We start from the raw sequence: 24924 nt of genomic DNA on the forward strand, positions 1-24924 counted from the left end.
GTCAGGACGGCGGCAGCACCGGCGCGCGCTGGTCGCCCAGCTCGTCCTCCCGCCAGGGCCGGGCCCCCCGGAGCGTCAGTCCGAGCTGCACGAGCACGAACGCCACGTGGGGTTCGACGTCCGGGTCCCACGGCCCTTCGACGCCGAGCCCGAATGCCCCGAGCTCGTCGTCGGCCTCGTCCCGCACGGACAGTCGCCACCGGCCGTCACCGAGCTCCTCGACGACGGCCCACCGTGCAGTGCTGAACCGGCTCACGGACACACGCTACCGACCGACCCGTGACACAAGCAGCGGCATCGGCTAGATTGCTAGCATGGTAGCCAGCGCGAACAGCCCCAAGGTGCAGTTCAACGTGTACCTCCCCGCTGACCTGGTGCGGGACCTCAAGCACCGCGCCATCGACGAGGGGGTCTCGCTCTCCGCCCTCGTCGAGCGCATCGCCACCCAGTACGTGTCCGACTCCGAAGGGGGAACCCGATGACGATCACCGTGCAGCAGATCCAGTACACGACCGACCCGCCCGCGTGGCACGCACTCGCCCGCGCGCTCGGCCTCGAACCGCTCGACGGCGGTGACGACGTCTGGTCCGAGTTCGCCGGCGACGGCATCCTCGCCGTCCACCGCGTCGACGCCCCGGCGGACGAACGGACCGAGCTCACCCTCCTGACCGACGGTCCGGAAGCACTCGACGCCCTCGAGCGCGCACTCGTCGGGGCCGGAGCCACGCTGCGCCGGACCATCCTCGACGACATCGGCCCGCTCCTGGTCGTCGACGGTCCGCTCCCGATGACCGCGACGGTCTCCGCGTCCGCCGCCGCGAGCGGCCCCTCGCCGATCACGGTGATGCCCATCTGGTACGGCAGCGACCTCACCGCCCAGGCAGCCGTCGCCGAGGCGGTGGGCCTCCGCCGCCGGCTCGCGTCGGACAGCGGCGTGTGGATCGACTTCACCGCGGTCGGCGGGGGAGCGGTCGCGCTGCACCGCGCGGACCAGCGCGGCGTCGAGCTCTCGTTCGAGTACTCCGGCGACCTCGACGACCTGGCGACGCGCTTGCGGGCGGCCGGGTACGAGCCGCGGATCCTCGACGAGGCGTACAACCGCACGCTCCGCGTCGCACGACCCGACGGACCCGACCTGTGGGTGAACGGCGTCCAGCAGGACCTGTACGGCTACACCCGCTCGAGCTAGGCGGTCTTCGCGATGTCCTCGGTGAAGTTCCGGATCCGCTGCTGGAGCGCTTCGCCCCGCATCGCGATGGTCGCCGGCGGGTTGAGGTGCGGCGGCGCCGTGCGGATCAGCATCGAGCAACCGAGGTCTTCGCAGATGTACGAGCCGATCGTGTTGCCGTTCCGCCCGGCTTCGCCACCACGCGCCGCCGAGAACAAGCGGACCTGCGTGGCCGGCTGCGGGGAGTGGCAGAACGAGCACATCGCGGCGATGCCCGGCCGCAGGGAACCGCTCGCAGCGCGGACGACGATGCCGACGGGGCGCTCGTCGATCCACGACACGATGTAGCCGCGGCGGGCGGCCTGCGGGTCACGCCAGCCGAGGAACTCGCGTTCGTCCCACAGCATCTCGTGCAGGCCGGGGATGGGGAGCTGGGCGAGTTCGTCCGGGGTCGCGTTGACGAACGACGAACGGATGTCTGCTTCGGTCAGTGGCTTCACGGTGCTCAACACCCTATGCCTCGCCGCCGACAGGGGCGTCCGACAGCCTGGAGGTGCGGATCGCCCCGAGCGCGCTCGTCCCGTCCGCCACCAGCACCGCTCGGCGCAGGGCGTCGCGTCCGACGCGTCTCGCGGCGGCGTCGTCCGCCGCGAACTCGACGAGCACGCGGGTCGACCGCGCCATGGCGCGGGCACCGGGGATCCACGGGACCGCACGCTCGATGGACTCGGCGACCCCGACCGCGACCGCGTGGCGCTGGGTCAGGTGGGCGCGTTCGTGGGCGACCACGGCCTCCAGTTCGTCGGTGCGCAGCCGGTCCGCGAGCCCGGTGCTCACGAGCACCCCGCCGGAGCGGCCGGGCACGGCGCAGGCGAGCGCGTGCTCGGCCTCGACGACGGCGACCGGCGTGCCGTCGATCTCGCGGTGGGGGGCCGACCCGGAGCGCATGGCCTCGCGGACGGCGTCGTGCTCGGGGCCGGGGCGGACCCGCACGGCGACGGCGAAGGCGGTGACGGCGAGCAGCGCGACGCCGATGTTGAGCCCGTGGCTCGGGGAGTCGCCGAGGCGGAACGGATCGGTGACCGGGCGGTTCGCGAGCACGACGAGCGTGACACCGGCGAGGAACCCGACGATCCCGAGCAGGACGGCGACCGACCAGCAGACGAGGGCCGTGCGGGGACGGTCGATGGTCCAGGCCGAGCGCGTCAGGACGCGGGGTGCGAGCACGACGACCGCGAGTGCCAGCACGATGAGGGCGACCCCGGCGACGATCACGGCACCGGCTCCGTCAGGAACGTGCTCGGGCGTCGAGGGCGCGGCGGAGGACGTCGAGGTCGTCGGAGGCGAGCGACCCGGTGAACTGCAGCAGGGCGGCTTCCCGGTCCGTCGCGGCGGCGAGGGCGTTCGACATGAGGGACGCGGTCTGTTCTTCGCGGCTGTTCGTCGCGCGGAAGGTCAGCGGGGCGTCGTCGTGCTGCTCGCGTTCCACCTGTCCCTTCCGGCCGAGGCGGTCGAGCACGGTCAGCACGGTCGTCAGTGCGGGGCGGGGTTCCGGGAAGACGTCGAGCACCTGGCGAGCGCTCATCCCCGCGTCCGCCGACCAGAGCGCGTCGAGGACCGCTCGTTCGAGCTGCCCGCGGGGGCGCGATCGCTGTCCTGCCATCCCGCGATTCTACGAGATGTCGAAGCGCGCAGCGCGACACATGCCCGAAACGCGGGGTCGGTATGATCGGGCCGGACAACTGAAGACCGGCCGTTCATCCGTCGCGGGAGACGCGGTGCACCGCCCGGACGCCGACGGCACCGGGTCGCACCGCACCGAAGGAGCAATCCCCCCGACAATCTCTCAGGTCCCACACCGCAGCGGACAGGCCACTCTGAAAAGCAGTCACGATGCCCCCACCGGGTCGGATCGTGACTCGCCCACGGTGAAAGCCGCCGGACCTCACGGGCCGCGGTGAAACTCTCAGGCCCATGACAGAGGGGGAGTTCCGCCCGACGACGGTCGTTGGGTCCTGCCGATGCCAGGAGAACTCCGCCATGCGTTCGTCCCCCCTCGAAGCCGCGCACGAAGCCGCCGGCGCCACCTTCACCGACTTCGCCGGCTACCGCATGCCCGTGCGGTACTCGTCCGACCTCGCCGAGCACCACGCGGTGCGTCAGGCGGCCGGGGTGTTCGACCTGTCGCACATGGCCGAGATCGGTGTCACCGGCCCCGACGCCGTCGCCTTCCTCGACCACGCGCTCGCGGGGTCGTTCGGCGCGATGACGGTCGGCCGGGCGAAGTACTCGCTGCTCCTCGCCGACGACGGCGGGATCCTCGACGACCTCGTCGTCTACCGCACCGACGGGGACGTCTTCCTCGTCGTCGCGAACGCCGCGAACCGCACGGTCGCGGTGGACGCCCTCACCGCACGCGCGGACGGCTTCGACGTCGAGGTCTCCGACGACTCCGACACGACGGCGCTCGTCGCGATCCAGGGTCCGGCAGCCGCGGGGACCCTCGACGCGCTCGTCGTCGCCGACCGGCTGCAGCCGGAGTCCCCGCTCGACGAACTCCGCTACTACCGGGTCCTGCACGCCCTGTTCGACGGCGCCGAGGTCCTCGTCGCCCGCACCGGGTACACCGGCGAGGACGGCTTCGAGCTGTACTGCGACACCGGGGTCGCCGGTGCCGTCTGGGACGCCCTCCTCGACGCGGGCGCCGACCGGGGCGTCGTCCCCGCCGGGCTGGCCGCGCGTGACACCCTGCGGCTCGAGGCCGGCATGCCCCTCTACGGCCACGAGCTCGGCACCGACGTCCGTCCCGCGCAGGCGGGCCTCGGCCGGGTCGTCGCCACCTCGGGCTCGTTCGTCGGGGCCGAGGGCGTCACGCCCGCCGCCGACGCACGCGTCCTGGTCGGCCTCGTCACCGAGGGCCGCCGCGCACCCCGCGCCGGCTACGACGTGGTCCTCGACGGCTCCGTCGTCGGCACGATCACCTCCGGGGCCCTGTCCCCGACCCTCGGACACCCGGTCGCCATGGCCTTCGTCGACCCGGCGGCCCTGACCGCCGTCGCCGACGGGGGACAGACCCTCCACATCGACGTCCGCGGGACCGCTGTCCCCAGCACCGTCACCGCGTTCCCCTTCTACCGCCGCCCTGAGAAAGGCTGATCTCGTGACCGACCAGACCGCACTCCAGTACACCGCCGACCACGAGTGGCTCCTCGTCGACGGCGACACCGTCACCGTCGGCATCACCGACCACGCCGCCGAACAGCTCGGTGACGTCGTCTACGTCGAACTCCCGGCAGTCGGCACCGCCACGACCGCGGGCGACCAGATCGGCGAGATCGAGTCGACCAAGAGCGTCGGCGAGCTCTTCGCCCCGATCGAGGGCGAGGTCGTCGCGATCAACGACGCCGTGGTCGACGCTCCGGACACCGTCAACCAGGACCCGTTCGGCGCCGGCTGGCTCGTCAAGATCAAGGTGGACGGCACCTCCTTCCCCGAGGACCTCATGGACCACGACGCGTACCGGGCGTCCATCGCATGACCGGGCCGAACCTCCAGACGACCTTCGCGGACCGCCACATCGGCACGACGCCGGCCGACCAGCAGACGATGCTCGACGCCGTCGGCCGATCGACGCTCGACGCGCTCGTCCGCGCCGCCATCCCGGAGTCGATCCACGCCGCTCCGGTGACGCACTCGTCCATCCCCGCTGCGGTGGGCGAGACCGAGGCGCTCGCCGAACTCCGGGCGAAGGCCGGGCGGAACACCGTCCGTCGCGCGATGATCGGCCTCGGGTACCACGGCACGCACACCCCCGCGGTGATCCAGCGGAACGTGCTCGAGAACCCGAGCTGGTACACGGCCTACACGCCGTACCAGCCGGAGATCTCCCAGGGCCGACTCGAAGCGCTCATCAACTTCCAGACGATGGTGTCCGACCTGACCGGCATGGCGACCGCCGGCGCGTCGATGCTCGACGAAGGCACGGCCGTGGTCGAGGGCATGCTCCTCGCCCGCCGCGCGTCCAAGGTCAAGGGCGACGCGTTCCTGGTCGACGCCGACCTGCTCCCGCAGACGCGGGCGCTGCTCGGCCACCGCGCCGACGCCGTCGGGATCACGCTGCGGACGTTCGACGCCGCCGACGGTCCGACCGACGAGCAGCTCGCCGGCGCCTTCGGGGTCATCGTGCAGTACCCCGGCGCCTCCGGCCGCATCGTCGACCCGTCGGCCGTCATCGAGCGCGTCCACGCCGGCGGGGGCATCGCGGTCGTCGCCGCCGACCTGCTCGCCATGACGCTCCTCGCCAGCCCCGGCGACCTCGGGGCCGACGTGTCGGTGGGCACGAGCCAGCGCTTCGGTGTCCCGCTCGGCTTCGGCGGCCCGCACGCGGGGTACCTCGCCGTGCGTGCCGGTCTCGAACGCCAGCTGCCCGGCCGCCTGGTCGGGGTGTCGTTCGACGCCGACGGCCAGATGGCCTACCGGCTCAGCCTGCAGACCCGCGAACAGCACATCCGGCGCGAGAAGGCGACGAGCAACATCTGCACCGCGCAGGTCCTGCTCGCCGTGATGGCGTCGATGTACGCGGTCTACCACGGGCCCGAGGGCCTGCGCTTCATCGCCGACCGGGTCGCCCGGACGACGTCGGCGCTCGCCACCGCCGCCCGCGACGCCGGCCTCGAGGTCGTGCACGACGCGTTCTTCGACACCGTGACCCTGCGGGCAGCCGGACGCGCGACCGAGATCGTCGCCGCAGCGCAGGACGCCGACTACCTGCTGCACCGGGTGGACGACGACACCCTCCAGCTGTCCGTCGACGAGACGACCACGCCCGACGACGTCGCCCGGCTGGCGGGCGTGTTCGGGGCGGTGGACGTGACCGTCCCCGCGACCGAGGCCGCCGTGCGGGACGCGGGCACGGGCCTCCCGTCCGCCCTGGAACGCTCGAGCGAGTACCTGACGCACCCCGTGTTCAGCGCACACCGCAGCGAGACCCGGATGATGCGGTACCTCAAGCACCTCGCCGACAAGGACTACGCGCTCGACCGCGGCATGATCCCGCTCGGCAGCTGCACCATGAAGCTCAACGCCGCGACCGAGATGGCCGCGGTGACGTGGCCCGAGTTCGCGAACGTGCACCCGTTCGCCCCGCGCGGCGACGTCGAGGGCTACCTCGACATGATCGACGACCTCGAGACCTGGCTGGCCGAGGTCACCGGGTACGACACGGTGTCGCTGCAGCCGAACGCCGGCAGCCAGGGCGAGCTCGCCGGGCTCCTCGCGATCCGCGGGTACCACCGGTCGCGTGGTGACGACGGTCGCACGGTCTGCCTCATCCCGTCGAGCGCGCACGGCACGAACGCCGCGTCGGCCGTCCTCGCCGGCATGCAGGTCGTCGTGGTGGCCTGCGACGAGAACGGGAACGTCGACCTCGACGACCTCCGCGCCCGCGTCACCGAGCACGCCGACACCCTGGCGGCGCTGATGATCACGTACCCGTCCACGCACGGCGTCTACGAGCACGACATCCGCGAGATCTGCGACGCCGTGCACGACGCCGGCGGCCAGGTCTACGTCGACGGCGCCAACCTCAACGCGCTGCTCGGCCACGCCCGCTTCGGTGACTTCGGCGGGGACGTCTCGCACCTCAACCTGCACAAGACGTTCTGCATCCCGCACGGTGGCGGCGGGCCCGGTGTCGGTCCGGTCGCGGCGAAGTCCCACCTCGCGCCGTTCCTGCCCGGCCACCCGTTCGCGCAGGACGCCGACCGCCGGACCGGTTCCGTCACCGCGGACGACGCCCGCCGCGACGCGCACGGCGGTGGGCCGGTCAGCGCGGCGCCGTACGGAAGCCCGAGCATCCTGCCGATCACCTGGACCTACGTCCGGATGATGGGGCTCGAGGGACTCACCCGTGCGACCGAGGCCGCCGTGCTCGGTGCGAACTACATCGCGGCGCGGCTCCGCGACGCGTTCCCGGTCCTCTACACGGGGGAGTCCGGGCTGGTCGCGCACGAGTGCATCCTCGACCTCCGCCCCCTGCGTGACGCCACCGGCATCACCGTCGACGACGTCGCGAAGCGCCTGGTCGACTACGGGTTCCACGCGCCGACGATGTCGTTCCCCGTCGCGGGCACGCTCATGGTCGAACCGACCGAGAGCGAGGACCTCGCCGAGCTCGACCGGTTCGTCGACGCGATGCTGGCGATCCGTGCCGAGGCCTCGGCCGTCGAGCGCGGCGAGTGGCCGGCCGACGACAACCCGCTGGTGCACGCCCCGCACACGGCGTCGTCGGTGATCTCGGGGGAGTGGACGCACGCCTACACGCGCGAGCAGGCCGTCTACCCGCTCCCGGGGATCAGCGCCAGGAAGTACTGGCCGCCGGTGCGGCGCATCGACCAGGCGTACGGGGACCGCAACCTCGTGTGCGCGTGCCCGCCGGTGGAGGCGTTCGCGTAGCGACCCGCGATCCGTCCGCACCACACGGCGGACGGGAGGTGGGCCCCACCCGCCGGTACCGGCGCACCGCGCCAGCGGGGTGACGGCCGTGACGGGAGGGACGGTGCCAGCTGGCACCGTCCCTCCCGTCCGTCCTGGGCCGGCTACGCGACCGGCGTCACGGGCAGGTGCTCCGCCCACCACGCGAGCACGTGCTCGAAGCGCTGCGCGCGGTGCTGCGGGCGACCCGAGCGTGACAGCTCGTGCCCCTCACCCGGGAACACCAGGAACGACGCGTCCACGCCGGCACGGCGCAGCGCGACGAACTGCCGGTGGCCCTGCTCGATCGGGCAGCGCCAGTCCTCTTCCGAGTGCGCCACCATGAACGGGATCGACACCTGCGCCGCGTAGGTCAGCGGGCTGCGACGACGCTGCTCCTCCGGGTCGGCACCGACGTAGGCGTCCGCGAAGAACCAGCCGATGTCGGAGCTGCCCGCGAACGAGTCCCAGGCGTTCACGGCGCGCTCGCTCCACGCGGCGACGAAGCGCTCGCCGTGGTGCGCGGCGACCCAGCTCGTCATGAAGCCGCCGTACGAGCCGCCCATGATGCCGACACGTGACCCGTCGAGGTCCGGGCGCTCCAGGGCGGCGTCGAGCAGGGCGAGGACGTCGTCCACGTCGACGGTGCCCATCGCGCCGATCACCGCGCGGCCGTGGTCGAGGCCGTAGCCTCCGGAGCCGCGGGGGTTGCCGATGACGACGGCGTACCCGGCGCTGGCGTAGACCTGCGCCTCGTCGAAGAACGCCCAGGTGTCCTGACCGAACGGGCCGCCGTGGACGACGCGGAGCACGGGGTGCGGGCCCTCGCCCTCGGGGAGGACGACCCAGCCGTGCACGGGGGTGCCGTCGGCGGAGGTGCCGGTGAGCTCCTCGATCCGGCGGACGCCCGGAGCGGCCGCGCTGTCGCGGAGCGGGGCGGCGTAGTCGGTGAGGACGGTCGGGGCGTCCGTGCCGTCGGCCAGGTCGACGACGAGGACCTCGCCGGGGGAGGTCGGGGTCGCCGCGGTCGCCACGAGGACGTCGCCGTCGACGTCGAACCCGGACACCACCAGGTGCCCGCCGAGCACCATCGTCAGCTCGTCGAGCTGCAGGGGCGAGGCGGTCCCACCGGGCACGCGCCGGATCCCGACGGTCCCGCGGTCGAGCACGGCGACGAGGACGTCCGCACCGTGCAGGACCGGGTGCCCGGTGACGTCCACGGTCTCGCGCGCCGTGAGCCGCACCGGGTCGGACCCGTGCGTGCCGACCCAGAGGCCCTCGGGCTCGGCGACGAGCCGACCCTCGGCGTGCGAAGCGCCGGTGTAGTACACGGTCCCGGCCGGCGTCACCGTGCTCGCGCTGACCGACCCCTCGGTCCGGATCGCGAGCGTCAGGGTGCCGTCGGCGGCGTCGACCCGGTACAGGTCGTCGTCGTGCGTCTCCCGGGCGCCGAGGTCCCGCGGCGCGACGACGAGGAGGGCGCTGCCGTCCGGGTACCAGGCCGGCGCGGCGAGGGAGCACGGGGCACTCGTCAGCGCCGAGTCGACGAGCGGGGCGTCCCGGTCGGTGACGTCGACGACCACGACCTGCTGCGGCTTGTCGAGCAGGTAGCCCGAGCCGTTGACGTGGAAGTCGAGCCGGGTGATGAGCCGGGGCGCCTCGGCGTTCGGTGCCGGACGGCGGTCGCTTCCCGGGACGGCGGAGCCGTAGCGGCCGGGCTCGGGGAACCGTGCCGTGACCGCCACGCGCGTCGAGTCCGGTGACCAGACCGGGTCACCGGCACCGAGCGGCAGGTCGGTGACCACGCGGGCCTCGCCACCGTCGACGGGCGCGACGGCGAGCTGCGGGCGGGGACCGCCGTGCTCGCCCTCGACCACGCGGAGGAAGGCGAGCCGCCGGCCGTCGGGGGAGAGGACGGGCGACGAGTCACGGTCGCCCGCGGTCCAGCGGTCGGCGCCGGAGGCGGTCACCCGCTCGAGGGTGCTGCGGTAGGAGTCGTCGTCGAGGTCCGGTCGCGAGACCGCGACGTACGCGGCGCCGCCGTTCCGGGGGTCGCCGCTGACGGTGGGGGAGGAAGGGACGTGGAGGTGGTTGATGTCGTTCGCGAGCACACCATCACGCTACGGCCAGACGTTCCCCGGGCGTTCACCGAGTCCGGGCGCCGTTGCAAGACTGTTCAGAACCACTTGCGTCGTCAAGCGCAGACGTTGCGTATGGCATCAGCCTGGCGCAAGTATCCGCAGTGTCACGCAACGATCCGCCGGTCAGGTTTCCGGTGTGTAACAAGTGCTCCGGAGATTTTGAGGCCTCTCCGACACGCACCTAAGGTTCTTGCGAACGCGCCGTGGAGGCCTGCCTCATGCTCGTTCGATCACATTCCATCAGGAGGATCACAGAGTGAACATCACCAAGAAGCGGGGACGCCAGCTGCTCGGCGTCGTCGCCCTGGCCGGGGCGGCCGCGATCGCTCTCGCCGGCTGCACCACCTCTCCGAGTGCCACCGAGTCGGGTTCGTCGTCGAACAAGACCGTCACCGTCGCGCAGGTCAACGAAGTCACGTCGTTCAACTACAACACCCCCCAGGGCAACCTGGACATGAACGGCATGATCAACTACATGACCCAGCCGCAGTTCGTGACGCTGGGCTCGGACTACAAGATCACGCCGAACACCGACCTCGGCACGATGAAGAAGATCAGCGACGACCCGCTGACCGTCAAGTACACGCTGAACAAGGACGCGAAGTGGTCCGACGGCAAGGCGATCACCTCTGACGACCTCCTCCTCGGCTGGGCGCAGGCGTCCGGCTACTACGACTCCGCGACGCAGGACGCCGACGGCAAGGTCACGAGCGGGACGCAGTACTTCTCGCTCGCCTCGGCCTCCCCGTTCAAGACGGACTACCCGAGCGACATCACCAAGACGTCGATCACCCTGACGTACAAGGACCCGTACGTCGACTGGAACCTCGTCAACCCGATCCAGTTCCCGGCGCACGTCGTCGCGGAAGAGGCGGGCACGACCACCAGCGACCTGCTCAAGGCCCTCAAGGACACCCCCGCCGGTGACCCGGCCAAGCCCGCCGCTGCGAACGAGACCCTCAAGAAGGTCGCCGACTTCATCAACACGGGCTACGACAAGACCAGCCTGCCGAGCGACAAGAAGCTGCTCGTCTCCGGTGGTCCGCTCATGGTCTCCGCGTGGACCCCGAAGCAGTCGATGACCCTCGTGCCGAACCCGGAGTACACCGGCTCGCACAAGGTGAACTTCGGCAAGCTCGTCGTCCGCTTCATCGGCGACGCGAACGCGCAGGTCACCGCCCTCCAGAACGGCGAGGTCGACGCGATCCAGCCGCAGGCCTCGGCCGACACGGTGAAGGCGCTCGACGAGGCCTCCGGCGTGAAGGTCATCGAGGGCTCGCAGGTCGCCTACGACCACCTCGACCTGAACTTCGGCGCGTCCGTGTTCAAGGACGAGAACGTCCGCAAGGCCTTCCTCCTCACCATCCCGCGTGAGCAGATCCTCAAGTCGATCGTCACCCCGATCAACAAGGACGCCAAGGTCCTCGACTCGCAGCTGTACCTGCCGGGTCAGAAGGGCTACGAGGAGTCCGTCAAGTCGAACGACTCGGACGAGTACTCGAAGGTCGACATCGCCGCGGCGAAGAAGCTCCTGAACGGCGCCACCCCGTCGATCAAGATCCTCTACAACACCGAGAACCCGAACCGCGTGGACACGTTCCAGGCGATCCAGGCCTCGGCCGCCAAGGCCGGCATCAAGGTCGTCGACGGCGGCTCGCCCGACTGGTCCTCGCTCCTCGCGGGCGGCGACTACGACGCGTCGATCTTCGGCTGGGTCAACCCGGGTGCCGGCAACGCCGCGATCCCGCAGCTCTTCCAGACCAACAACTCGGGCAACTACAACAAGTTCTCCGACGCGGAGGCCTCGAAGCTGGCCGTCGAGACGCAGACCACGCTGGACGCGTCGAAGCTCGACGACATGAAGCAGCAGATCGACAAGATCGCCTTCGACAAGGCGTACGGCCTGCCGCTGTTCCAGAGCCCGGGGCTCTTCGCCACCGGCTCGAACCTGAAGGGCGTCGAGTACTTCGGCGGTCAGACGGGCATCTTCTGGAACGTCTGGGACTGGAAGAAGTGACCCTGACCGGTCGCTGATCAGCACCACACACGAGGGGGCGCCGGACTCGACGAGTCCGGCGCCCTCCCGTGAGCCGGGACCCTGACCGGCACCCTCCCGCCGGAGACCCCGGCAACCGCCGCTGTGCGAGGTCGAAGACGACCGAGCAAGCGGGACCCAGTACCCTTGCTGCGCGGGCCGCCCGATCGGACGACCAGCAGTACGATCCACCACACCGGAGAGGCACCCATCGCCCATGGTGAGTTTCATCGCGAGACGGATCCTCGTCTCGGTCCTCATCCTCATCGCTGCGTCGTTCATCATGTACAACCTGGCGGCGATCGCGGGAAACCCCCTGCAGGACCTCCAGAGCAGCAACTCGCCGAACCGTGACCAGCTCATCGCTGCACGGACCGCGGCCCAGCACCTCGACCTCATCCCGCCCCTCCGCTGGGGCCTGTGGATCACCGGCGTCGGCAAGTGCGTGATCGGGCAGTGCGACCTCGGCACCACGTTCTCGAACCAGCCCGTCGCGGAGCTCCTCCCGCAGGCCGTCGGTTCGACGATCCAGCTGGTGACGTTCTCGTTCATCCTGGCGATCATCTTCGGCATCGGCCTCGGCGTCGTCACCGCCCTCCGCGTCTACTCGGGCTTCGACTACTCGATCACCCTGGTCAGCTTCTTCCTCTACTCGCTGCCGTCCTTCCTGATGGCCGTGCTCCTGAAGTCGTTCATCGCGCTCGACTACAACAACTTCCTCGTCGACCCGAAGATCCCGCCGGTGAACCTCGTGCTCATCGCGATCGTCGTCGGCCTGGTCATCCAGCTGATCGTGGGCGGCATCCTCCGCCGACGCCTCGTCGTCGGCGCGGTGAGCGCGGTCGTGACCGCCGGCATGCTGCTCCTCATGCAGGCCACCGGCTGGTTCACCGACCCGTCGCTCGGTCCGGTGTTCGTGATCCTCTTCAGCGCCGGCATCGGCCTGGCGATGGTGGCGCTCCTCGCCGGCACGAAGAACCGTCGTGCCTGGCTCGTCGCGGGGATCAACGTCCTCGTCGCGATCATCTGCTACTTCGCGCTGCAGGGCCTGCTGAACGTGTCGTCGGGTGCGACGATCTTCATCCTCGCGGTGGTGACGGTGCTGGTCGGGCTCGCGTCCGGCTTCTTCGTCGGCGGCCACGACCGTGGGCTGATGATGCGCATCGGTGCGCTGACGGCGTTCCTCAGCGCCGGCGTCATCCTGCTCGACCGCTTCATGCGCTCCTGGATCGACTACACGCAGAACTACGTGTCGCGACCGATCGCGACCGTCGGTTCGCAGACGCCCGGTCTGACCGGTGACTTCTGGATCTCCGGCATCGACACCTACACGCACCTGCTGCTGCCGACGATCTCGCTGCTGCTCATCAGCTTCGCGAGCTACACGCGGTACTCCCGCTCGGGCATGCTCGAGGTCCTCGACCAGGACTACGTCCGCACCGCCCGTGCGAAGGGCCTGCCGGAGCGCACCGTCATCGTGCGCCACGCGCTCCGCAACATGCTCATCCCGATCGCGACCCTCGTGGCGACCGACATCGGGGCGCTCCTCGGTGGCGCGATCATCACCGAACGCGTCTTCGCGATCTCCGGCATGGGCAGCCTGTTCAACAGCGGGCTCTCGATCACCGACGTGAACCCGGTGATGGGGTACTTCCTCGTCATCGCGATCACGGCGATCGCGTTCAACTTCCTCGCCGACCTGGCGTACTCGGCCCTCGACCCGCGGGTGCGTGTCCGATGACCCCGGCGAACCTGCACCACCAGGAGGACAACCGATGAGCACCATCCAGGGCGGCGCGCCGCTCGAACCGAACATCGGCGACGGCACCGACGTCGGCATGACGCCGGACTCGCACGAGAAGCAGGTCGGCGAGAGCCAGGGGCGGATCATCCTCCGCCGCTTCCTCGCCAACCGGCTCGCGGTCGTCGCGCTCGTCGTCTACGTCCTCGTGCTCCTCTTCGCCGTCTCGGCGGTCGGCCTCGGCCCGATCCCCGGCTGGTGGCACTACTCCTACAAGGCGCTCGAGGACCTCCAGAACGGCGGGGCGCCCACGGCGGACCACCCGTTCGGCCAGGACCGCATCGGCAAGGACTACTTCGCCCTGACCATGCGCGGCATCCAGAACTCGGTGCTCGTGATGATCGTCATCGGCGTGTTCGCGACGTTCATCGGCGTCGTCGTCGGCGCGATCGCGGGCTACTTCCGCGGCACGGTCGACGCGGTGCTCATGCGCATCACCGACATCTTCATCGTCATCCCGGCGATCGTGATCGGCGCCGTGGTCGGCAAGACGGCCAACGGTCTCGGCGCGTGGGGCCTCGCGCTCCTGCTCGGCCTGGTGTCCTGGATGGTCATCGCCCGTCTGGTCCGCGCCGAGTTCCTGTCGCTCCGCGAGCGCGAGTTCGTGGAGGCCGCCCGGGTCGCCGGCGCCTCGGACGCGCGGATCATCTTCCGGCACATCCTGCCGAACGCGATCGGCGTGATCATCGTGTCCGCGACGCTCCTCATCGCCTCCGCGATCCTGCTCGAGACGGCCCTGAGCTACCTCGGCTACGGCATCAAGGCCCCGGACTCGTCGCTCGGTCTCCTCATCAGCCAGAACCAGTCCGCGTTCCAGACGCGTCCGTACCTGTTCTGGTGGCCGGCCTCGTTCATCGTGCTGCTCGCGCTGTGCGTGAACTTCATCGGTGACGGCCTGCGTGACGCGTTCGACCCGCGTTCGAAGCGCTTCAGCCTCCGCAAGACGCGCGAGCCGGCGAACTCGTCCGGCTCGGAGATGATCAGCGCGTGACGTCCCCCCGCGTCCTAGCGAGCCGCGATGGCGAACCAGCCACCGACGGCGGTCGCCGCGAGCAGCACGATCGACGCCCAGTGCAGGGTGACCGGCACGTGCACGGTGTCGGCGGTGCCCAGCTCGATGGCGCCGCGCTCGCGCAGGTCGTCCCAGCGGTGACGGATGAGGTACGCGGCGTCGCCGGACGCCGTGGACAGCAGGTCACCGGCGCGACGGTCGCCGTCGCCGAGGCCGGCCGTGTCGCGTCCGTGCCGCTGGTTCTGCCGACGGGCGAGCGCGACGCCGGCACGACCGGGCGCCGGGGCGGCCCAGACGGACACGCGCCGCTTCGGCGTGACGAGCGTCAGGGCGAACCGGGTGTCGACGTGCACGAGCGCGGCCCACGGCACGTGCACCGTGTGGAAGACGTTGACGACCTCGATGCCCTTGTCGGCGATCGTCAGGCGCGGACGCCAGAGCGCCACCCAGCCGAGCAGGACACCGAACGCGGTCGGCACCAGGGCCAGGACCCGGTCCGGCCACGTCGTGTCGTTGACCACGGTCGTGACGAACAGCAGGGCGACGATCAGCCAGAGCGCGATCGCGAGTCCGCGGTTGAACTTGGACACGAACACATCGTGCGTCGTCGAGGGGGCAGGCATGCCTCCATCGTCGCAGGTCGGAGCACCGAACCCCGACGCCAGCGCACCTCCACCACCACCCACGCGGTCGCCACGAGCGGCCGGGAAAGGACCGGACGTCGTTGAGCACGCCCGCCTCCGCGGCCACCACCCCGGCCGCCACCAGCACCCCCGTCGTCAAGGTCTCCGGACTCGACGTCGACTTCGCGGTCGACGACGTCTGGACCCCCGCGGTCAAGCAGCTGTCCTACGAGATCCGGTCCGGTGAGGTCCTCGCGCTCGTGGGCGAGTCCGGCTCCGGCAAGTCGGTGAGCTCGATGTCGATCCTCGGCCTCCTGCCCCGGAACGCCCGCGTGAACGGCTCGATCGAGTTCAACGGCACCGAACTGCTCGGGCTCCGCTCGGCGCAGCTCCGGGAGTACCGCGGCAAGGAGATCGCGGTCATCTTCCAGGAGCCGATGACGGCCCTCAACCCGGTCTTCACCGTCGGGTCGCAGATCGTCGAGACGATCCGCATCCACTACGGCATCTCGCCGAGCGAGGCGAAGGTCCGCGCGATCGAGCTCCTCACCATGGTCGAGATGCCCGACCCGCAGAAGGCGTTCGACTCGTACCCGCACCAGCTCTCCGGTGGGCAGCGGCAGCGCGCGATGATCGCGCAGTCGATCTCCTGCGACCCGAAGCTCCTCATCGCCGACGAGCCCACCACGGCCCTCGACGTCACGGTGCAGGCCGAGATCCTCGACCTCATCCGCGACCTCGCGGCGAAGCTCGGCAGTGCGGTCCTGCTCATCACCCACGACATGGGCGTCGTGGCCGACCTCGCCGACCGCATCGTCGTCATGCAGCAGGGTGTCGCCGTCGAGACCGGCACGGTCCGCGACGTCTTCGCCGCCCCGCAGCACGAGTACACGCAGACGCTGCTCGACGCCGTCCCCCGTCTCGGCCAGGCCGGTGACGTGGTCATCGACCTCACCGAGACGCTCGAGTCCGTGGTCGAGCACGAGGCACCGGCCCAGGTCGGCTCGACGGTCACCCACACCGACGTCGTGCAGACGCTCGGCCCGGCGGTCCTCGAGTTCAAGGACGTCGTCATCGAGTACCCGGGTCGCGGCCGCGTCAAGGCGTTCCGTGCCATCGACGGGGTCGACCTGACCGTCCACGAGGGCGAGGTCGTCGGGCTCGTGGGCGAGTCCGGTTCCGGCAAGTCCACCCTCGGCCGTGCCGCGATCGGCCTGCTGCCGATCACGTCGGGCGGCCTGGAGGTCACCGGCGTCGACCTGTCGAAGCCGACCCGGTCGCTCGTGCGTCAGGTGCACCAGAACGCCGGCATCGTGTTCCAGGACCCGTCGTCGTCGCTCAACCCGCGCATGACGATCGGCCAGTCCATCGGCGAGCCGCTGCTGCTCGGCAAGGGCATGAAGGGGCGCGAGCTCGAGCGCGAGGTCGAGAACCTGCTCGAGGCCGTCCGCCTCCCCACCGCGTACTCGACCCGCTTCCCGCACGAGCTCTCCGGTGGCCAGAAGCAGCGCATCGGCATCGCCCGCGCGCTCGCCCTGCGGCCGAAGCTGCTCATCGCGGACGAGCCGACGTCGGCACTCGACGTGTCGGTCCAGGCGACCGTGCTCGAGCTGCTCAAGGACCTGCAGCGCGAGTTCGCGTTCGCCTGCCTGTTCGTCACGCACGACCTCGCGGTGATCGACGTCCTCGCGGACCGGATCGCGGTGCTGCACCACGGGCACCTCGCCGAGGTCGGCACGCGTGACCAGATCCTCCGCGACCCGCAGGACCCGTACACGCAGCGGCTCATCGCCGCGGTGCCGCTGCCCGACCCGGACGTCCAGCGCGAGCGTCGGGAGCTGCGTCGGCAGATCCTCGCCGCCGGCTCGGACGAGTAACCGGTCCGGTCGACCCCGAACGACACCCCCGACGTCCCACGACATCGGGGGTGTCGTCCTGCGTCAGCGGTCCGGTCAGCAGCACGGTCGGACTGGAGGCGCGGCTCGGCCCCGCCCCGCCGGCTGCGGTCAGAGCTGCGCGGCCGTCACGGTCGCCGCGAAGCCGAGCACGATCATCGCCAGGACCGTCCACCCGTGCGCCCGGTGCGTGATCGGGGCGGCGACCACCGTCGCCGGGGGCGGGCCGTCCTGCTCGGGCCGCACCGGCACGAAGGCCCGCATGCGCTCGGCCGCAGCGTCGACGTCGAGGCGATCCGCGCCTCCAGGCCGGTCCGCGACCACCGCGCCGAGGCGAGCCGACCTGCGGGTCGCGAGCCAGGTGCGGCGGACCCCCTCGCTCGAGACGACCTCGATGCCGTACTTCGTGCGGACCTCGGTGACGCGCCGCCAGTCGTAGGTGCTCGACCGGCGCACGTCCACGATGCGGAGGTGCTCCGGGGTGAGTTCGAACCGCGGACGCCACAGGACGGCCCAGGCGACGAACGCGATGAAGAGGCTCGGGACGGGAGCGAGCCACACCGCTCCGCCGCCGACCAGGGCGAGCGGGACGAGGGCGACGGCCGCGGCCCACAGGACGAGGGCGAGCAGGCGCATGCCGGGAGCGGTGATCGTGGTCACCGGAAGAGGTTACGAGATGCCTCCCCGGAGACGCCCGGGGAGCGGGTGTGACACACCGTCGCGTATCTCCGGACGACCCGATTCTCCGGGGAGGCAGATCCTGGTGGACCTCTCGTGTCGACCATCGTCCTCGGACCCCCGTTCGGGTGTCAAGGGCCGAGCGCAGAGATCTCAGGAAACCGCCGGATCAGGCGACGAGGAGCTCGATCTGTGCGCGGATCGCCTCGGGCTTCGGGAACCGCAGACCCACGAGCCCGACGTGACGCCAGCGGATGACGCCGTCGGGCCCGATGACGAACACCGAGCGACGGAGTCCGATCCCTGGTGCCTGGACGCCGTAGGAGCGGATGACGCTGCCGGCGGTGTCGCTGAGCAGCGGGAAGGTGAGCGAGGAGCCGCGGGCGAACGCCTCGTGCGAGTCGAGCGCCTGCGGGCTGACCCCCCAGACCACGGCACCGAGGTCGCCGAAGTCGTCGAGCTCCTCCTGGTAGCTGCAGAGCTGCGCCGTGCAGACCGGGGTGGCGTCGCCGGGGTAGAAGGCGAGCACGAGGGTCCGGCCGATCTCGGCGGACAGGGCGTACTCGTCGTCGGTGCGGGTCCCGTCGCGCACGATCATGCCGGGCAGGGTGAAGTCGGGCGCGGGGTCGCCGACCTCGGGGATGCTCATGTGCTCACGCTAGGGCCGCTCGGACAGTGCCGGTGCCCGCCGCGCTGTGGGTTGGCTGTGGGATCGCTCGACCGGGGTCGTGTGCGTCCTCAGCATCGCCGACGCCCGAACGGGGGTGGCTGTGCGCGCCGGGTGTCGCGGCTCCGGGTCAGCGGAAGAGCTGCGGGAACGCGTGGGCGACCCAGGGGTACCCGACGAAGACCGCGGCGTCGAGCAGGCAGTGCGTGATGACGAGCGGCAGGAGCCGGCCCCACTTCGTGTAGATCCACCCGAAGGCGATGCCCATCACCGCGTTCCCGACGAAGGCCCCGAACCCCTGGTACAGGTGGTAGCTGCCGCGGAGGACCGCGGTGGACAGGATGACCTGCCAGCGTCCCCAGCCGATCCCGCCGAGTCGCTCGTACAGGTACCCGACGACGATCACCTCCTCCTGCAGCCCGGACCGGACCGCCGAGAGCAGCAGCACCGGGACCGTCCACCAGTACGAGTCGAGCGCGGAGGGGTCGACGTTCACGGTGAAGCCCAGCGCTCGACCGGTGAAGTAGAGCGCCAGTCCGGGGATGCCGATGCACAGCGCGATGAGGACGGGGCCGCCGATGTCCGGCTTCACCCGGAACCGGTCGATGCCGAGTCGGGCGAGGTGCGGGCGGCTCGTGCTCCAGAGGAGGTAGCAGACCAGCGCGACCGGTGCGAGGTCGACCGCGATGCCGACGAGCTGCCGCGCGAGGTCGACGTACTGCACGGTCGTCGTCGAGGTGTTGAGCGCGGTGGACTGGTCGCCGAGCGGGGTCGTCTGGGACAGGTCGTCGACGATCTGGAGGATCGAGTACAGGGCGCTGCCACCGAGCGACAGCATGAGCACGATCGTGATCTCGATCCACGTTCGCCGTCGGCTCATCGGCTGTACTCCTGTCGGTTGCGAACTACCGGTAGACTGGCGTGTCGGGCGTTCTGCCCGCGGGCGTGGCGCCGATGCTGCCGGCCCGACAATCTCCCAGAACTTGAAGGATGTCCTGTATGGCGCTCGCCACCCGGTCCGACCTGCGCAACGTCGCCATCGTGGCACACGTCGACCACGGCAAGACCACCCTCGTCGACGCGATGCTCACGCAGACCAACTCGTTCGACGCCCACTTCGAGGGCGAAGACCGCATGATGGACTCGAACGACCTCGAGCGCGAGAAGGGCATCACGATCCTCGCGAAGAACACGTCGGTGCTCTACAACGGCAAGCACGCCGCGGAGTTCGGTGCGGGCGGTCCCATCACGATCAACGTGATCGACACCCCCGGCCACGCCGACTTCGGTGGCGAGGTCGAGCGCGGCCTCTCCATGGTCGACGGCGTCGTCCTGCTCGTCGACGCGTCCGAGGGCCCGCTGCCCCAGACCCGCTTCGTGCTCCGCAAGGCCCTCGCCGCGAAGCTCCCGGTGATCCTGCTCGTCAACAAGACGGACCGCCCCGACTCCCGCATCGACGAGGTCGTCTCCGAGTCCCAGGACCTCCTCCTCGGCCTCGCCTCCGACCTGTCGGACGAGGTCGACGACCTCGACCTCGACGCGATCCTCGACGTCCCCGTGGTGTACGCCTCGGGCCGTGCGGGTGCCGCCAGCCGCAACAAGCCGGCCGACGGCTCGCTGCCCGACAACGACGACCTCGAGCCGCTGTTCGAGGCCATCCTCCAGCACGTGCCGGCGCCGAAGTACGACGACGAGCACCCGCTGCAGGCGCACGTCACCAACCTCGACGCGTCGCCGTTCCTCGGCCGCCTCGCGCTGCTCCGCATCTTCCACGGCACGATGAAGAAGGGGCAGACGGTCGCGTGGGTCAAGCACGACGGCACCGTCGTCAACGCCCGCATCACCGAGCTCCTCATCACGAAGGCGCTCGAGCGCTACCCGGCCGAGTCCGCGGGCCCCGGTGACATCGTCGCCGTCGCCGGCTTCGACACGATCACCATCGGTGAGACGCTGAGCGACCCGGAGGACGTCCGTCCGCTGCCGACCATCACGGTCGACGACCCGGCGATCTCCATGACGATCGGCACCAACACGAGCCCGCTCGTGGGCAAGGTCAAGGGCCACAAGCTCACCGCGCGCATGGTCAAGGAGCGCCTCGACCGCGAGCTCGTCGGCAACGTCTCGCTCAAGGTCCTCGACATCGGTCGCCCCGATGCGTGGGAGGTCCAGGGCCGTGGTGAGCTCGCGCTCGCCATCCTGGTCGAGCAGATGCGTCGTGAGGGCTTCGAGCTCACCGTCGGCAAGCCGCAGGTCGTCACCAAGCGTGACGAGAACGGCAAGCTGCAGGAGCCGTACGAGCACATGACCATCGACACGCCGGAGGAGTACCTCGGCGCGATCACGCAGCTCATGGCCGCTCGCAAGGGCCGCATGGAGAACATGACGAACCACGGCACCGGCTGGGTGCGCATGGAGTTCATCGTCCCGTCGCGCGGCCTGATCGGCTTCCGCACGTCGTTCCTCACGGAGACCCGCGGCACCGGCATCGCCAACGCGATCTTCCACGGCTACGACGAGTGGGCCGGCTCGATCCAGACCCGCATCAACGGGTCGATCGTGTCCGACCGGGCCGGTGTGGTCACGCCCTTCGCCATCACGAACCTCCAGGAGCGGATGACGTTCTTCGTCAACCCCACCGAAGAGGTCTACGAGGGCATGGTCATCGGCGAGAACTCGCGCGCCGACGACATGGACGTGAACATCACCAAGGAGAAGAAGCTCACGAACATGCGGTCGGCCAACGCCGACACGTTCGAGTCGATGACGCCGTCGCGTCAGCTCTCGCTCGAGGAGTGCCTCGAGTTCGCCCGCGAGGACGAGTGCGTCGAGGTCACCCCCGACGCCGTGCGCATCCGCAAGGTGGAGCTCGACGCGCAGGCCCGCCAGCGCTCGTACGCCCGCCTGAAGCGTCAGGACGCGTAACCAGCACGCTGCGCGACCCGCGCGACCCGAGGAGGTCGAGGGCTACGGTGGATGCCGTGACCCTCGACCTCCTCTCGCTGTACCAGGACCTCCACGCCCACCCGGAACTCGGCTTCCAGGAACACCGCACGGCCGGCATCGTCGCCGACCGGCTCGCGGAGATCGGGGGGATCGAGGTCACCACCGGCGTCGGCGGCACCGGTGTCGTCGGCGTCCTGTCGAACGGCGACGGCCCGGTCGTCTGGCTCCGTGCCGACATGGACGGCCTGCCCGTGCAGGAGCGCACCGGGCTGCCGTACGCGAGCGAGCACACCGGCCGCGACGAGGACGGCAACGAGGTGCCGACGATGCACGCCTGCGGCCACGACATCCACGTGACCTGGCTGCTCGGCACGCTCGAGCGCCTCGCGGCGACCACCACCGAGTGGCACGGCACGGTCGTCGCCGTGTTCCAGCCGGCGGAGGAGGTCATCTCCGGCGCACGGGCAATGGTCGAGGACGGGCTCGCCGACCGCTTCCCGAAGCCGGACGTCGTCCTCGGGCAGCACTCCGCCCCGGCTCCGGTCGGCATCGTCGCGGTGGGCAGCGGTCCGGTCATGGCCTCGAGCGACCGGCTCACGGTGACGTTCAACGGCCGTGGTGCGCACGGTTCGGCGCCCCAGGCGTCGCTCGACCCGATCGTCACGGCCGCGTCGGCCGTGGTGCGGTTGCAGACCGTCGTCTCGCGCGAGGTGTCCCCGAGCGACGCCGGGGTCGTCACCGTCGGGAGCTTCCACTCGGGCACGCGCGCGAACATCATCCCCGACCAGGCGGTCATCGAGATCTCCACCCGCGCCCGCAACGAGGAGACCCGCGAACGGATCATCGCGTCGATCGAGCGCATCGTCCGCGCCGAGAGCGACGCCGGCGGCCTGCCCGAGCCGACGATCGTCCGCTCGCCCGGTGCCGAGGTGACGGTGAACGACGCGACCGAGGCGCAGACCGTGCTCGACGCCATCCGGGCCGTGGTGCCCGGTGCCCGTGACCTCGAGATCGGGCTCGCGATGGCGTCGGAGGACGTCGGTCAGCTCGCCACGGCCAGCGGTGCCCCGCTCGTCTACTGGTTCACCGGCATCACCGACCCGGAGCTCTTCCGTCGCGGCGAGGACATCCCGAGCAACCACTCGCCGTTCTACGCGCCGCAGGCCGAGACGGCCATCCCGGTGGGCGTGGACGCCTTCGTGGCCGCGGCGCGCGCCTACGTCGCCTGACCCGCGCCTCGGTCGGGCATCTCGGGAGGCGCGGCGCGACCCCGTCGCGCACGTGACGTTCCCAGGGGACTCACGCCGCGCCTCCCGGCCCACCATCTAGGGTGCTCGGCATGCGCACCACGACCCGGACCCTGATCGCGGCCGTCGCCGCGGGCATCGCCCTCGCCGGACTGGCCGGCTGCTCCTCGGACGCCGTCCAGCAGGCCACCGACCTCGGCTCCTCCGTCGCGTCGAGCGTCGCCGAGAGCGTCAACGGGATCGACGGCAAGGCGATCCAGGACGGCATGGCCTCGGTGGCCGGCGGGATCGACGGCGCCCTCGACACGGCGCTGAAGGGCGCGAACGTCACCTCGGACGGCAAGCTCCCGGACGGGTTCCCGACGAAGGAGGTCCCGCTCGTGGACGGCACCGTCCTCGGCGGGGGAGCGGGCCCGAACGGCGCCGGCTGGGTCGCCCAGGTCCGCGCTGCGTCCGTCGACGACTTCCAGACGGCCGACCAGCAGCTGACGGACGCCGGGTTCACCGAGTCGGCGAAGCGTGCCGACTCGTCGAGCGCGTTCGGGATGTTCCGCAGCGACGCCTACCGGGTCGTGCTCACCTTCTCGAAGGGCGACGACGGCGTCACCGCGACCTACATCGTGACGCCCCGCTAGCCCGTACGCTGGGTCGCGATGTCGAAGGTCCCTGCCACCCGCCCCGAGCGCGTCCTGTTCGTGCACGCCCACCCCGACGACGAGACCCTCGCGACGGGTGGGACGATCGCCACCCTGCTCGAGCTCGGTGCCGAGGTCACCGTGCTGACCGCGACCCGCGGTGAGCGCGGCGAGATGCTGACCCCGGCCCTGGCGCCGATGTACGGCGACGGCCCGCGCGTCGCCGCCCACCGGGAGACCGAGATCGCCGCTGCGCTCGCCGCCCTCGGGCGCCCCGCGCACCTGTGGCTCGGGGGGCCGGGCGCCCGGCCCACCGACCTGCCCGAGCGCCGCTACACCGACTCCGGCATGCAGTGGGGACCGGACGGCCGCGCGGTCGCCTCGGACGACGCCCCCGCCGACTCGCTCACCGCGGCCGACCTCGGCGAGGTCGTCGACGACATCCGTGCCGCGATCCGCTCCACCGCGGCCGACGCCGTGGTGAGCTACGCCGACGACGGCGGGTACGGGCACCCGGACCACGTCCGCGTGCACCACGCTGCCCGGTACGCGGCGAAGGCCGAGGACCTCCCGTTCTCGATGGTCGTCGACCCGGCCTCGACCGAGGCCGACGTCACGGTCGACGTCCTCCCGGTCCGGGCGAAGGTCCGGGCCGCCGTCGAGCAGTACCGCTCCCAGGTCACGGCCGATCCGACGGACCCCGCGGACCCGACGGCACTGTCGTGGGTGATGCCGCACGGCGCCCGGCACCAGGCCCCGGCGGTCGAGGCGTTCCGGCACGCCGAGGCCCCGGCCGCACCGGCGCCGCAGACCTACGCCGAGATGAGCCGTCAGGGCAAGGTGACCGCGGTCGTCGTCGCGCTCCTGCTCGGGCTCGTCGCGGGCGGCCTCGGGACGGTCACCCACCAGCAGACGCTCGGGGCGTTCCCGGTGGGCATGGTCCTCACGACCCTGATCGTGGTCGGGCTCACGGTCGGGCTCCGGTTGCTCTACCGATCGCGCGCGATGGTCGCGGCGGTGGGGATCGGGATCATCGTGGCCACGCAGGTGCTGTCGTCGGTCGGTGGGCAGAGCTCGCCGCTGGTGCTCGCGAACACCGCGGGCTACGTGTGGACGTTCGGACCGGCCGTGATCGCCGCGCTCGTCCTCGCCTGGCCCGACCTGTCCGGTGTGCGGGCGGCGCGGGACGCGGCACCGACCGCCGGTGCGGCCGCCTCGTCAGGTTCCGGCCCCGCCCGCGGGTAGACTCGGAGCCGCTCGTCCGAAGGGAGCACCCGCACCGTGACCTACGTGATCGCCCAGCCCTGTGTCGACGTCAAGGACCGCGCCTGCATCGACGAATGCCCGGTCGACTGCATCTACGAGGGTGACCGGTCGCTGTACATCCACCCCGACGAGTGCGTCGACTGCGGTGCGTGCGAGCCGGTCTGCCCGGTCGAGGCGATCTACTACGAGGACGACCTGCCCGACGAGTGGGCGGACTACTACAAGGCCAACGTCGAGTTCTTCGAGGAGGTCGGTTCGCCCGGCGGTGCCGCGAAGGTCGGAGTGATCCACAAGGACCACCCCGTCGTCATGGCCGAACCGCCCCGCGGCTGAACCGGAGCC

23 protein-coding genes and 1 riboswitch are annotated in these 24924 nt (G+C 71.0%); of the genes, 14 read left to right on the forward strand and 9 right to left on the reverse strand.

Going from position 1 to position 24924, the window contains the following annotated elements:
* Window position 1: 1 nt before the first annotated feature.
* On the reverse strand, window positions 2-256 hold the full coding sequence (locus FS825_RS02910) for a hypothetical protein (RefSeq protein ID WP_144710679.1): 255 nt from the start codon (window positions 254-256) through the stop codon (window positions 2-4).
* Window positions 257-314: 58 nt separating this feature from the next.
* On the opposite strand from FS825_RS02910, the gene FS825_RS02915 reads away from it, so the two are divergent.
* Entirely contained in the window at window positions 315-482 is a 168-nt protein-coding gene (locus tag FS825_RS02915; RefSeq protein WP_144710681.1) for a ribbon-helix-helix domain-containing protein, read from the forward strand.
* Entirely contained in the window at window positions 479-1189 is a 711-nt protein-coding gene (locus tag FS825_RS02920) for a hypothetical protein (protein WP_144710683.1), read from the forward strand. Before FS825_RS02915 ends, FS825_RS02920 begins: the two co-directional genes overlap by 4 nt.
* On the opposite strand, the gene FS825_RS02925 is transcribed toward FS825_RS02920, so the two are convergent.
* Genes FS825_RS02925 through FS825_RS02935 form a run of 3 tightly spaced genes read right to left on the reverse strand, consistent with a single transcriptional unit; the run spans window position 1186 to window position 2831 of the window.
* Entirely contained in the window at window positions 1186-1668 is a 483-nt protein-coding gene (locus FS825_RS02925; protein WP_186377043.1) for an FBP domain-containing protein, read from the reverse strand. The two genes, FS825_RS02920 and FS825_RS02925, sit on opposite strands and share 4 nt — an antisense overlap.
* A 13-nt stretch (window positions 1669-1681) precedes the next feature.
* Window positions 1682-2443: a M56 family metallopeptidase gene (locus FS825_RS02930; RefSeq protein ID WP_144710687.1), complete on the reverse strand. Its 762-nt coding sequence runs from the start codon at window positions 2441-2443 to the stop codon at window positions 1682-1684.
* A gap of 13 nt (window positions 2444-2456) precedes the next feature.
* The gene (locus tag FS825_RS02935) at window positions 2457-2831 is read right to left on the reverse strand and encodes a BlaI/MecI/CopY family transcriptional regulator (protein WP_144710689.1); all 375 of its coding nucleotides are present in this window, start codon (window positions 2829-2831) and stop codon (window positions 2457-2459) included.
* Between the two features lie 94 nt (window positions 2832-2925).
* A riboswitch (glycine riboswitch) is annotated at window positions 2926-3039 on the forward strand.
* Window positions 3040-3208: 169 nt separating this feature from the next.
* Here FS825_RS02935 and gcvT point away from each other — a divergent pair.
* From gcvT to gcvP, 3 genes are read left to right on the forward strand one after another with little or no spacing between them, the layout of a single operon-like run.
* Complete coding sequence (gcvT, locus tag FS825_RS02940) at window positions 3209-4324, forward strand: glycine cleavage system aminomethyltransferase GcvT (protein WP_186377044.1); 1116 nt, start codon at window positions 3209-3211, stop codon at window positions 4322-4324.
* Between the two features lie 4 nt (window positions 4325-4328).
* On the forward strand, window positions 4329-4706 hold the full coding sequence (gene gcvH / locus FS825_RS02945) for a glycine cleavage system protein GcvH (RefSeq protein ID WP_144710693.1): 378 nt from the start codon (window positions 4329-4331) through the stop codon (window positions 4704-4706).
* On the forward strand, window positions 4703-7621 hold the full coding sequence (gene gcvP, locus FS825_RS02950) for an aminomethyl-transferring glycine dehydrogenase (RefSeq protein ID WP_144710695.1): 2919 nt from the start codon (window positions 4703-4705) through the stop codon (window positions 7619-7621). The genes gcvH and gcvP overlap by 4 nt, the downstream gene beginning before the upstream one ends.
* 143 nt (window positions 7622-7764) lie before the next feature.
* On the opposite strand, the gene FS825_RS02955 is transcribed toward gcvP, so the two are convergent.
* Window positions 7765-9750 (reverse strand): S9 family peptidase, encoded by a 1986-nt coding sequence (locus tag FS825_RS02955; RefSeq protein ID WP_144710697.1) that lies wholly within the window; start codon window positions 9748-9750, stop codon window positions 7765-7767.
* Window positions 9751-10036: 286 nt separating this feature from the next.
* Between FS825_RS02955 and FS825_RS02960 the strand changes: the two genes are divergently transcribed.
* The 3 genes from FS825_RS02960 (at window position 10037) to FS825_RS02970 (ending at window position 14607) form a co-directional block, all read left to right on the forward strand.
* The gene (locus FS825_RS02960) at window positions 10037-11797 is read left to right on the forward strand and encodes an ABC transporter family substrate-binding protein (protein WP_144710699.1); all 1761 of its coding nucleotides are present in this window, start codon (window positions 10037-10039) and stop codon (window positions 11795-11797) included.
* Between the two features lie 235 nt (window positions 11798-12032).
* Window positions 12033-13556 (forward strand): ABC transporter permease, encoded by a 1524-nt coding sequence (locus tag FS825_RS02965; protein WP_144710701.1) that lies wholly within the window; start codon window positions 12033-12035, stop codon window positions 13554-13556.
* 97 nt (window positions 13557-13653) lie between these two features.
* Complete coding sequence (locus FS825_RS02970; RefSeq protein ID WP_144711249.1) at window positions 13654-14607, forward strand: ABC transporter permease; 954 nt, start codon at window positions 13654-13656, stop codon at window positions 14605-14607.
* 14 nt (window positions 14608-14621) lie between these two features.
* Here FS825_RS02970 and FS825_RS02975 read toward each other — a convergent pair whose 3' ends face one another.
* Entirely contained in the window at window positions 14622-15218 is a 597-nt protein-coding gene (locus FS825_RS02975; RefSeq protein ID WP_186377045.1) for a PH domain-containing protein, read from the reverse strand.
* Window positions 15219-15352: 134 nt separating this feature from the next.
* Between FS825_RS02975 and FS825_RS02980 the strand changes: the two genes are divergently transcribed.
* A complete protein-coding gene (locus FS825_RS02980; RefSeq protein WP_144710705.1) occupies window positions 15353-17128 on the forward strand; it encodes an ABC transporter ATP-binding protein in 1776 nt (591 codons plus the stop codon).
* A 129-nt stretch (window positions 17129-17257) separates the two neighbouring features.
* On the opposite strand, the gene FS825_RS02985 is transcribed toward FS825_RS02980, so the two are convergent.
* The 3 genes from FS825_RS02985 to FS825_RS02995 all read right to left on the reverse strand — a co-directional run bounded on the left by FS825_RS02985 (window position 17258) and on the right by FS825_RS02995 (window position 19371).
* Window positions 17258-17806 (reverse strand): hypothetical protein, encoded by a 549-nt coding sequence (locus FS825_RS02985; RefSeq protein WP_144710707.1) that lies wholly within the window; start codon window positions 17804-17806, stop codon window positions 17258-17260.
* Window positions 17807-17993: 187 nt separating this feature from the next.
* Window positions 17994-18473 (reverse strand): peroxiredoxin, encoded by a 480-nt coding sequence (locus FS825_RS02990; RefSeq protein WP_144710709.1) that lies wholly within the window; start codon window positions 18471-18473, stop codon window positions 17994-17996.
* Between the two features lie 148 nt (window positions 18474-18621).
* Window positions 18622-19371, reverse strand: coding sequence for a CPBP family intramembrane glutamic endopeptidase (locus FS825_RS02995; protein WP_144710711.1), 750 nt, complete (start codon window positions 19369-19371; stop codon window positions 18622-18624).
* A 119-nt stretch (window positions 19372-19490) separates the two neighbouring features.
* On the opposite strand from FS825_RS02995, the gene typA reads away from it, so the two are divergent.
* The 5 genes from typA (at window position 19491) to fdxA (ending at window position 24915) form a co-directional block, all read left to right on the forward strand.
* Window positions 19491-21413, forward strand: a complete 1923-nt coding sequence (typA, locus tag FS825_RS03000; RefSeq protein ID WP_144710713.1) for a translational GTPase TypA — start codon at window positions 19491-19493, stop codon at window positions 21411-21413.
* 56 nt (window positions 21414-21469) lie between these two features.
* Complete coding sequence (locus tag FS825_RS03005) at window positions 21470-22663, forward strand: amidohydrolase (protein ID WP_186377046.1); 1194 nt, start codon at window positions 21470-21472, stop codon at window positions 22661-22663.
* Window positions 22664-22773: 110 nt separating this feature from the next.
* Window positions 22774-23316: a hypothetical protein gene (locus FS825_RS03010; protein WP_144710717.1), complete on the forward strand. Its 543-nt coding sequence runs from the start codon at window positions 22774-22776 to the stop codon at window positions 23314-23316.
* Window positions 23317-23334: 18 nt separating this feature from the next.
* Window positions 23335-24561, forward strand: coding sequence for a PIG-L deacetylase family protein (locus FS825_RS03015; protein WP_144710719.1), 1227 nt, complete (start codon window positions 23335-23337; stop codon window positions 24559-24561).
* Between the two features lie 36 nt (window positions 24562-24597).
* Window positions 24598-24915 carry a ferredoxin gene (gene fdxA, locus FS825_RS03020; RefSeq protein WP_058728223.1) on the forward strand — a complete coding sequence of 106 codons (318 nt, stop codon included), beginning with the start codon at window positions 24598-24600 and terminating at the stop codon, window positions 24913-24915.
* Window positions 24916-24924 lie beyond the last annotated feature (9 nt).

The sequence above is a fragment of the Curtobacterium pusillum genome (assembly GCF_007680845.1).
In the GTDB taxonomy this organism is placed as follows: Bacteria; Actinomycetota; Actinomycetes; order Actinomycetales; family Microbacteriaceae; genus Curtobacterium; species Curtobacterium pusillum_B.

Bases quoted from the DNA above. Each gene is read 5' to 3' on its own strand.
- FS825_RS02915 (WP_144710681.1), top strand. From the start codon at position 315: ATGGTAGCCAGCGCGAACAGCCCCAAGGTGCAGTTCAACGTGTACCTC.
- FS825_RS02920 (WP_144710683.1), top strand. From the start codon at position 479: ATGACGATCACCGTGCAGCAGATCCAGTACACGACCGACCCGCCCGCG.
- FS825_RS02935 (WP_144710689.1), bottom strand. From the start codon at position 2,831: ATGGCAGGACAGCGATCGCGCCCCCGCGGGCAGCTCGAACGAGCGGTC.
- gcvT (WP_186377044.1), top strand. From the start codon at position 3,209: ATGCGTTCGTCCCCCCTCGAAGCCGCGCACGAAGCCGCCGGCGCCACC.
- gcvP (WP_144710695.1), top strand. From the start codon at position 4,703: ATGACCGGGCCGAACCTCCAGACGACCTTCGCGGACCGCCACATCGGC.
- FS825_RS02965 (WP_144710701.1), top strand. From the start codon at position 12,033: ATGGTGAGTTTCATCGCGAGACGGATCCTCGTCTCGGTCCTCATCCTC.
- FS825_RS02970 (WP_144711249.1), top strand. From the start codon at position 13,654: ATGACGCCGGACTCGCACGAGAAGCAGGTCGGCGAGAGCCAGGGGCGG.
- FS825_RS02990 (WP_144710709.1), bottom strand. From the start codon at position 18,473: ATGAGCATCCCCGAGGTCGGCGACCCCGCGCCCGACTTCACCCTGCCC.
- FS825_RS02995 (WP_144710711.1), bottom strand. From the start codon at position 19,371: ATGAGCCGACGGCGAACGTGGATCGAGATCACGATCGTGCTCATGCTG.
- typA (WP_144710713.1), top strand. From the start codon at position 19,491: ATGGCGCTCGCCACCCGGTCCGACCTGCGCAACGTCGCCATCGTGGCA.
- FS825_RS03010 (WP_144710717.1), top strand. From the start codon at position 22,774: ATGCGCACCACGACCCGGACCCTGATCGCGGCCGTCGCCGCGGGCATC.
- FS825_RS03015 (WP_144710719.1), top strand. From the start codon at position 23,335: ATGTCGAAGGTCCCTGCCACCCGCCCCGAGCGCGTCCTGTTCGTGCAC.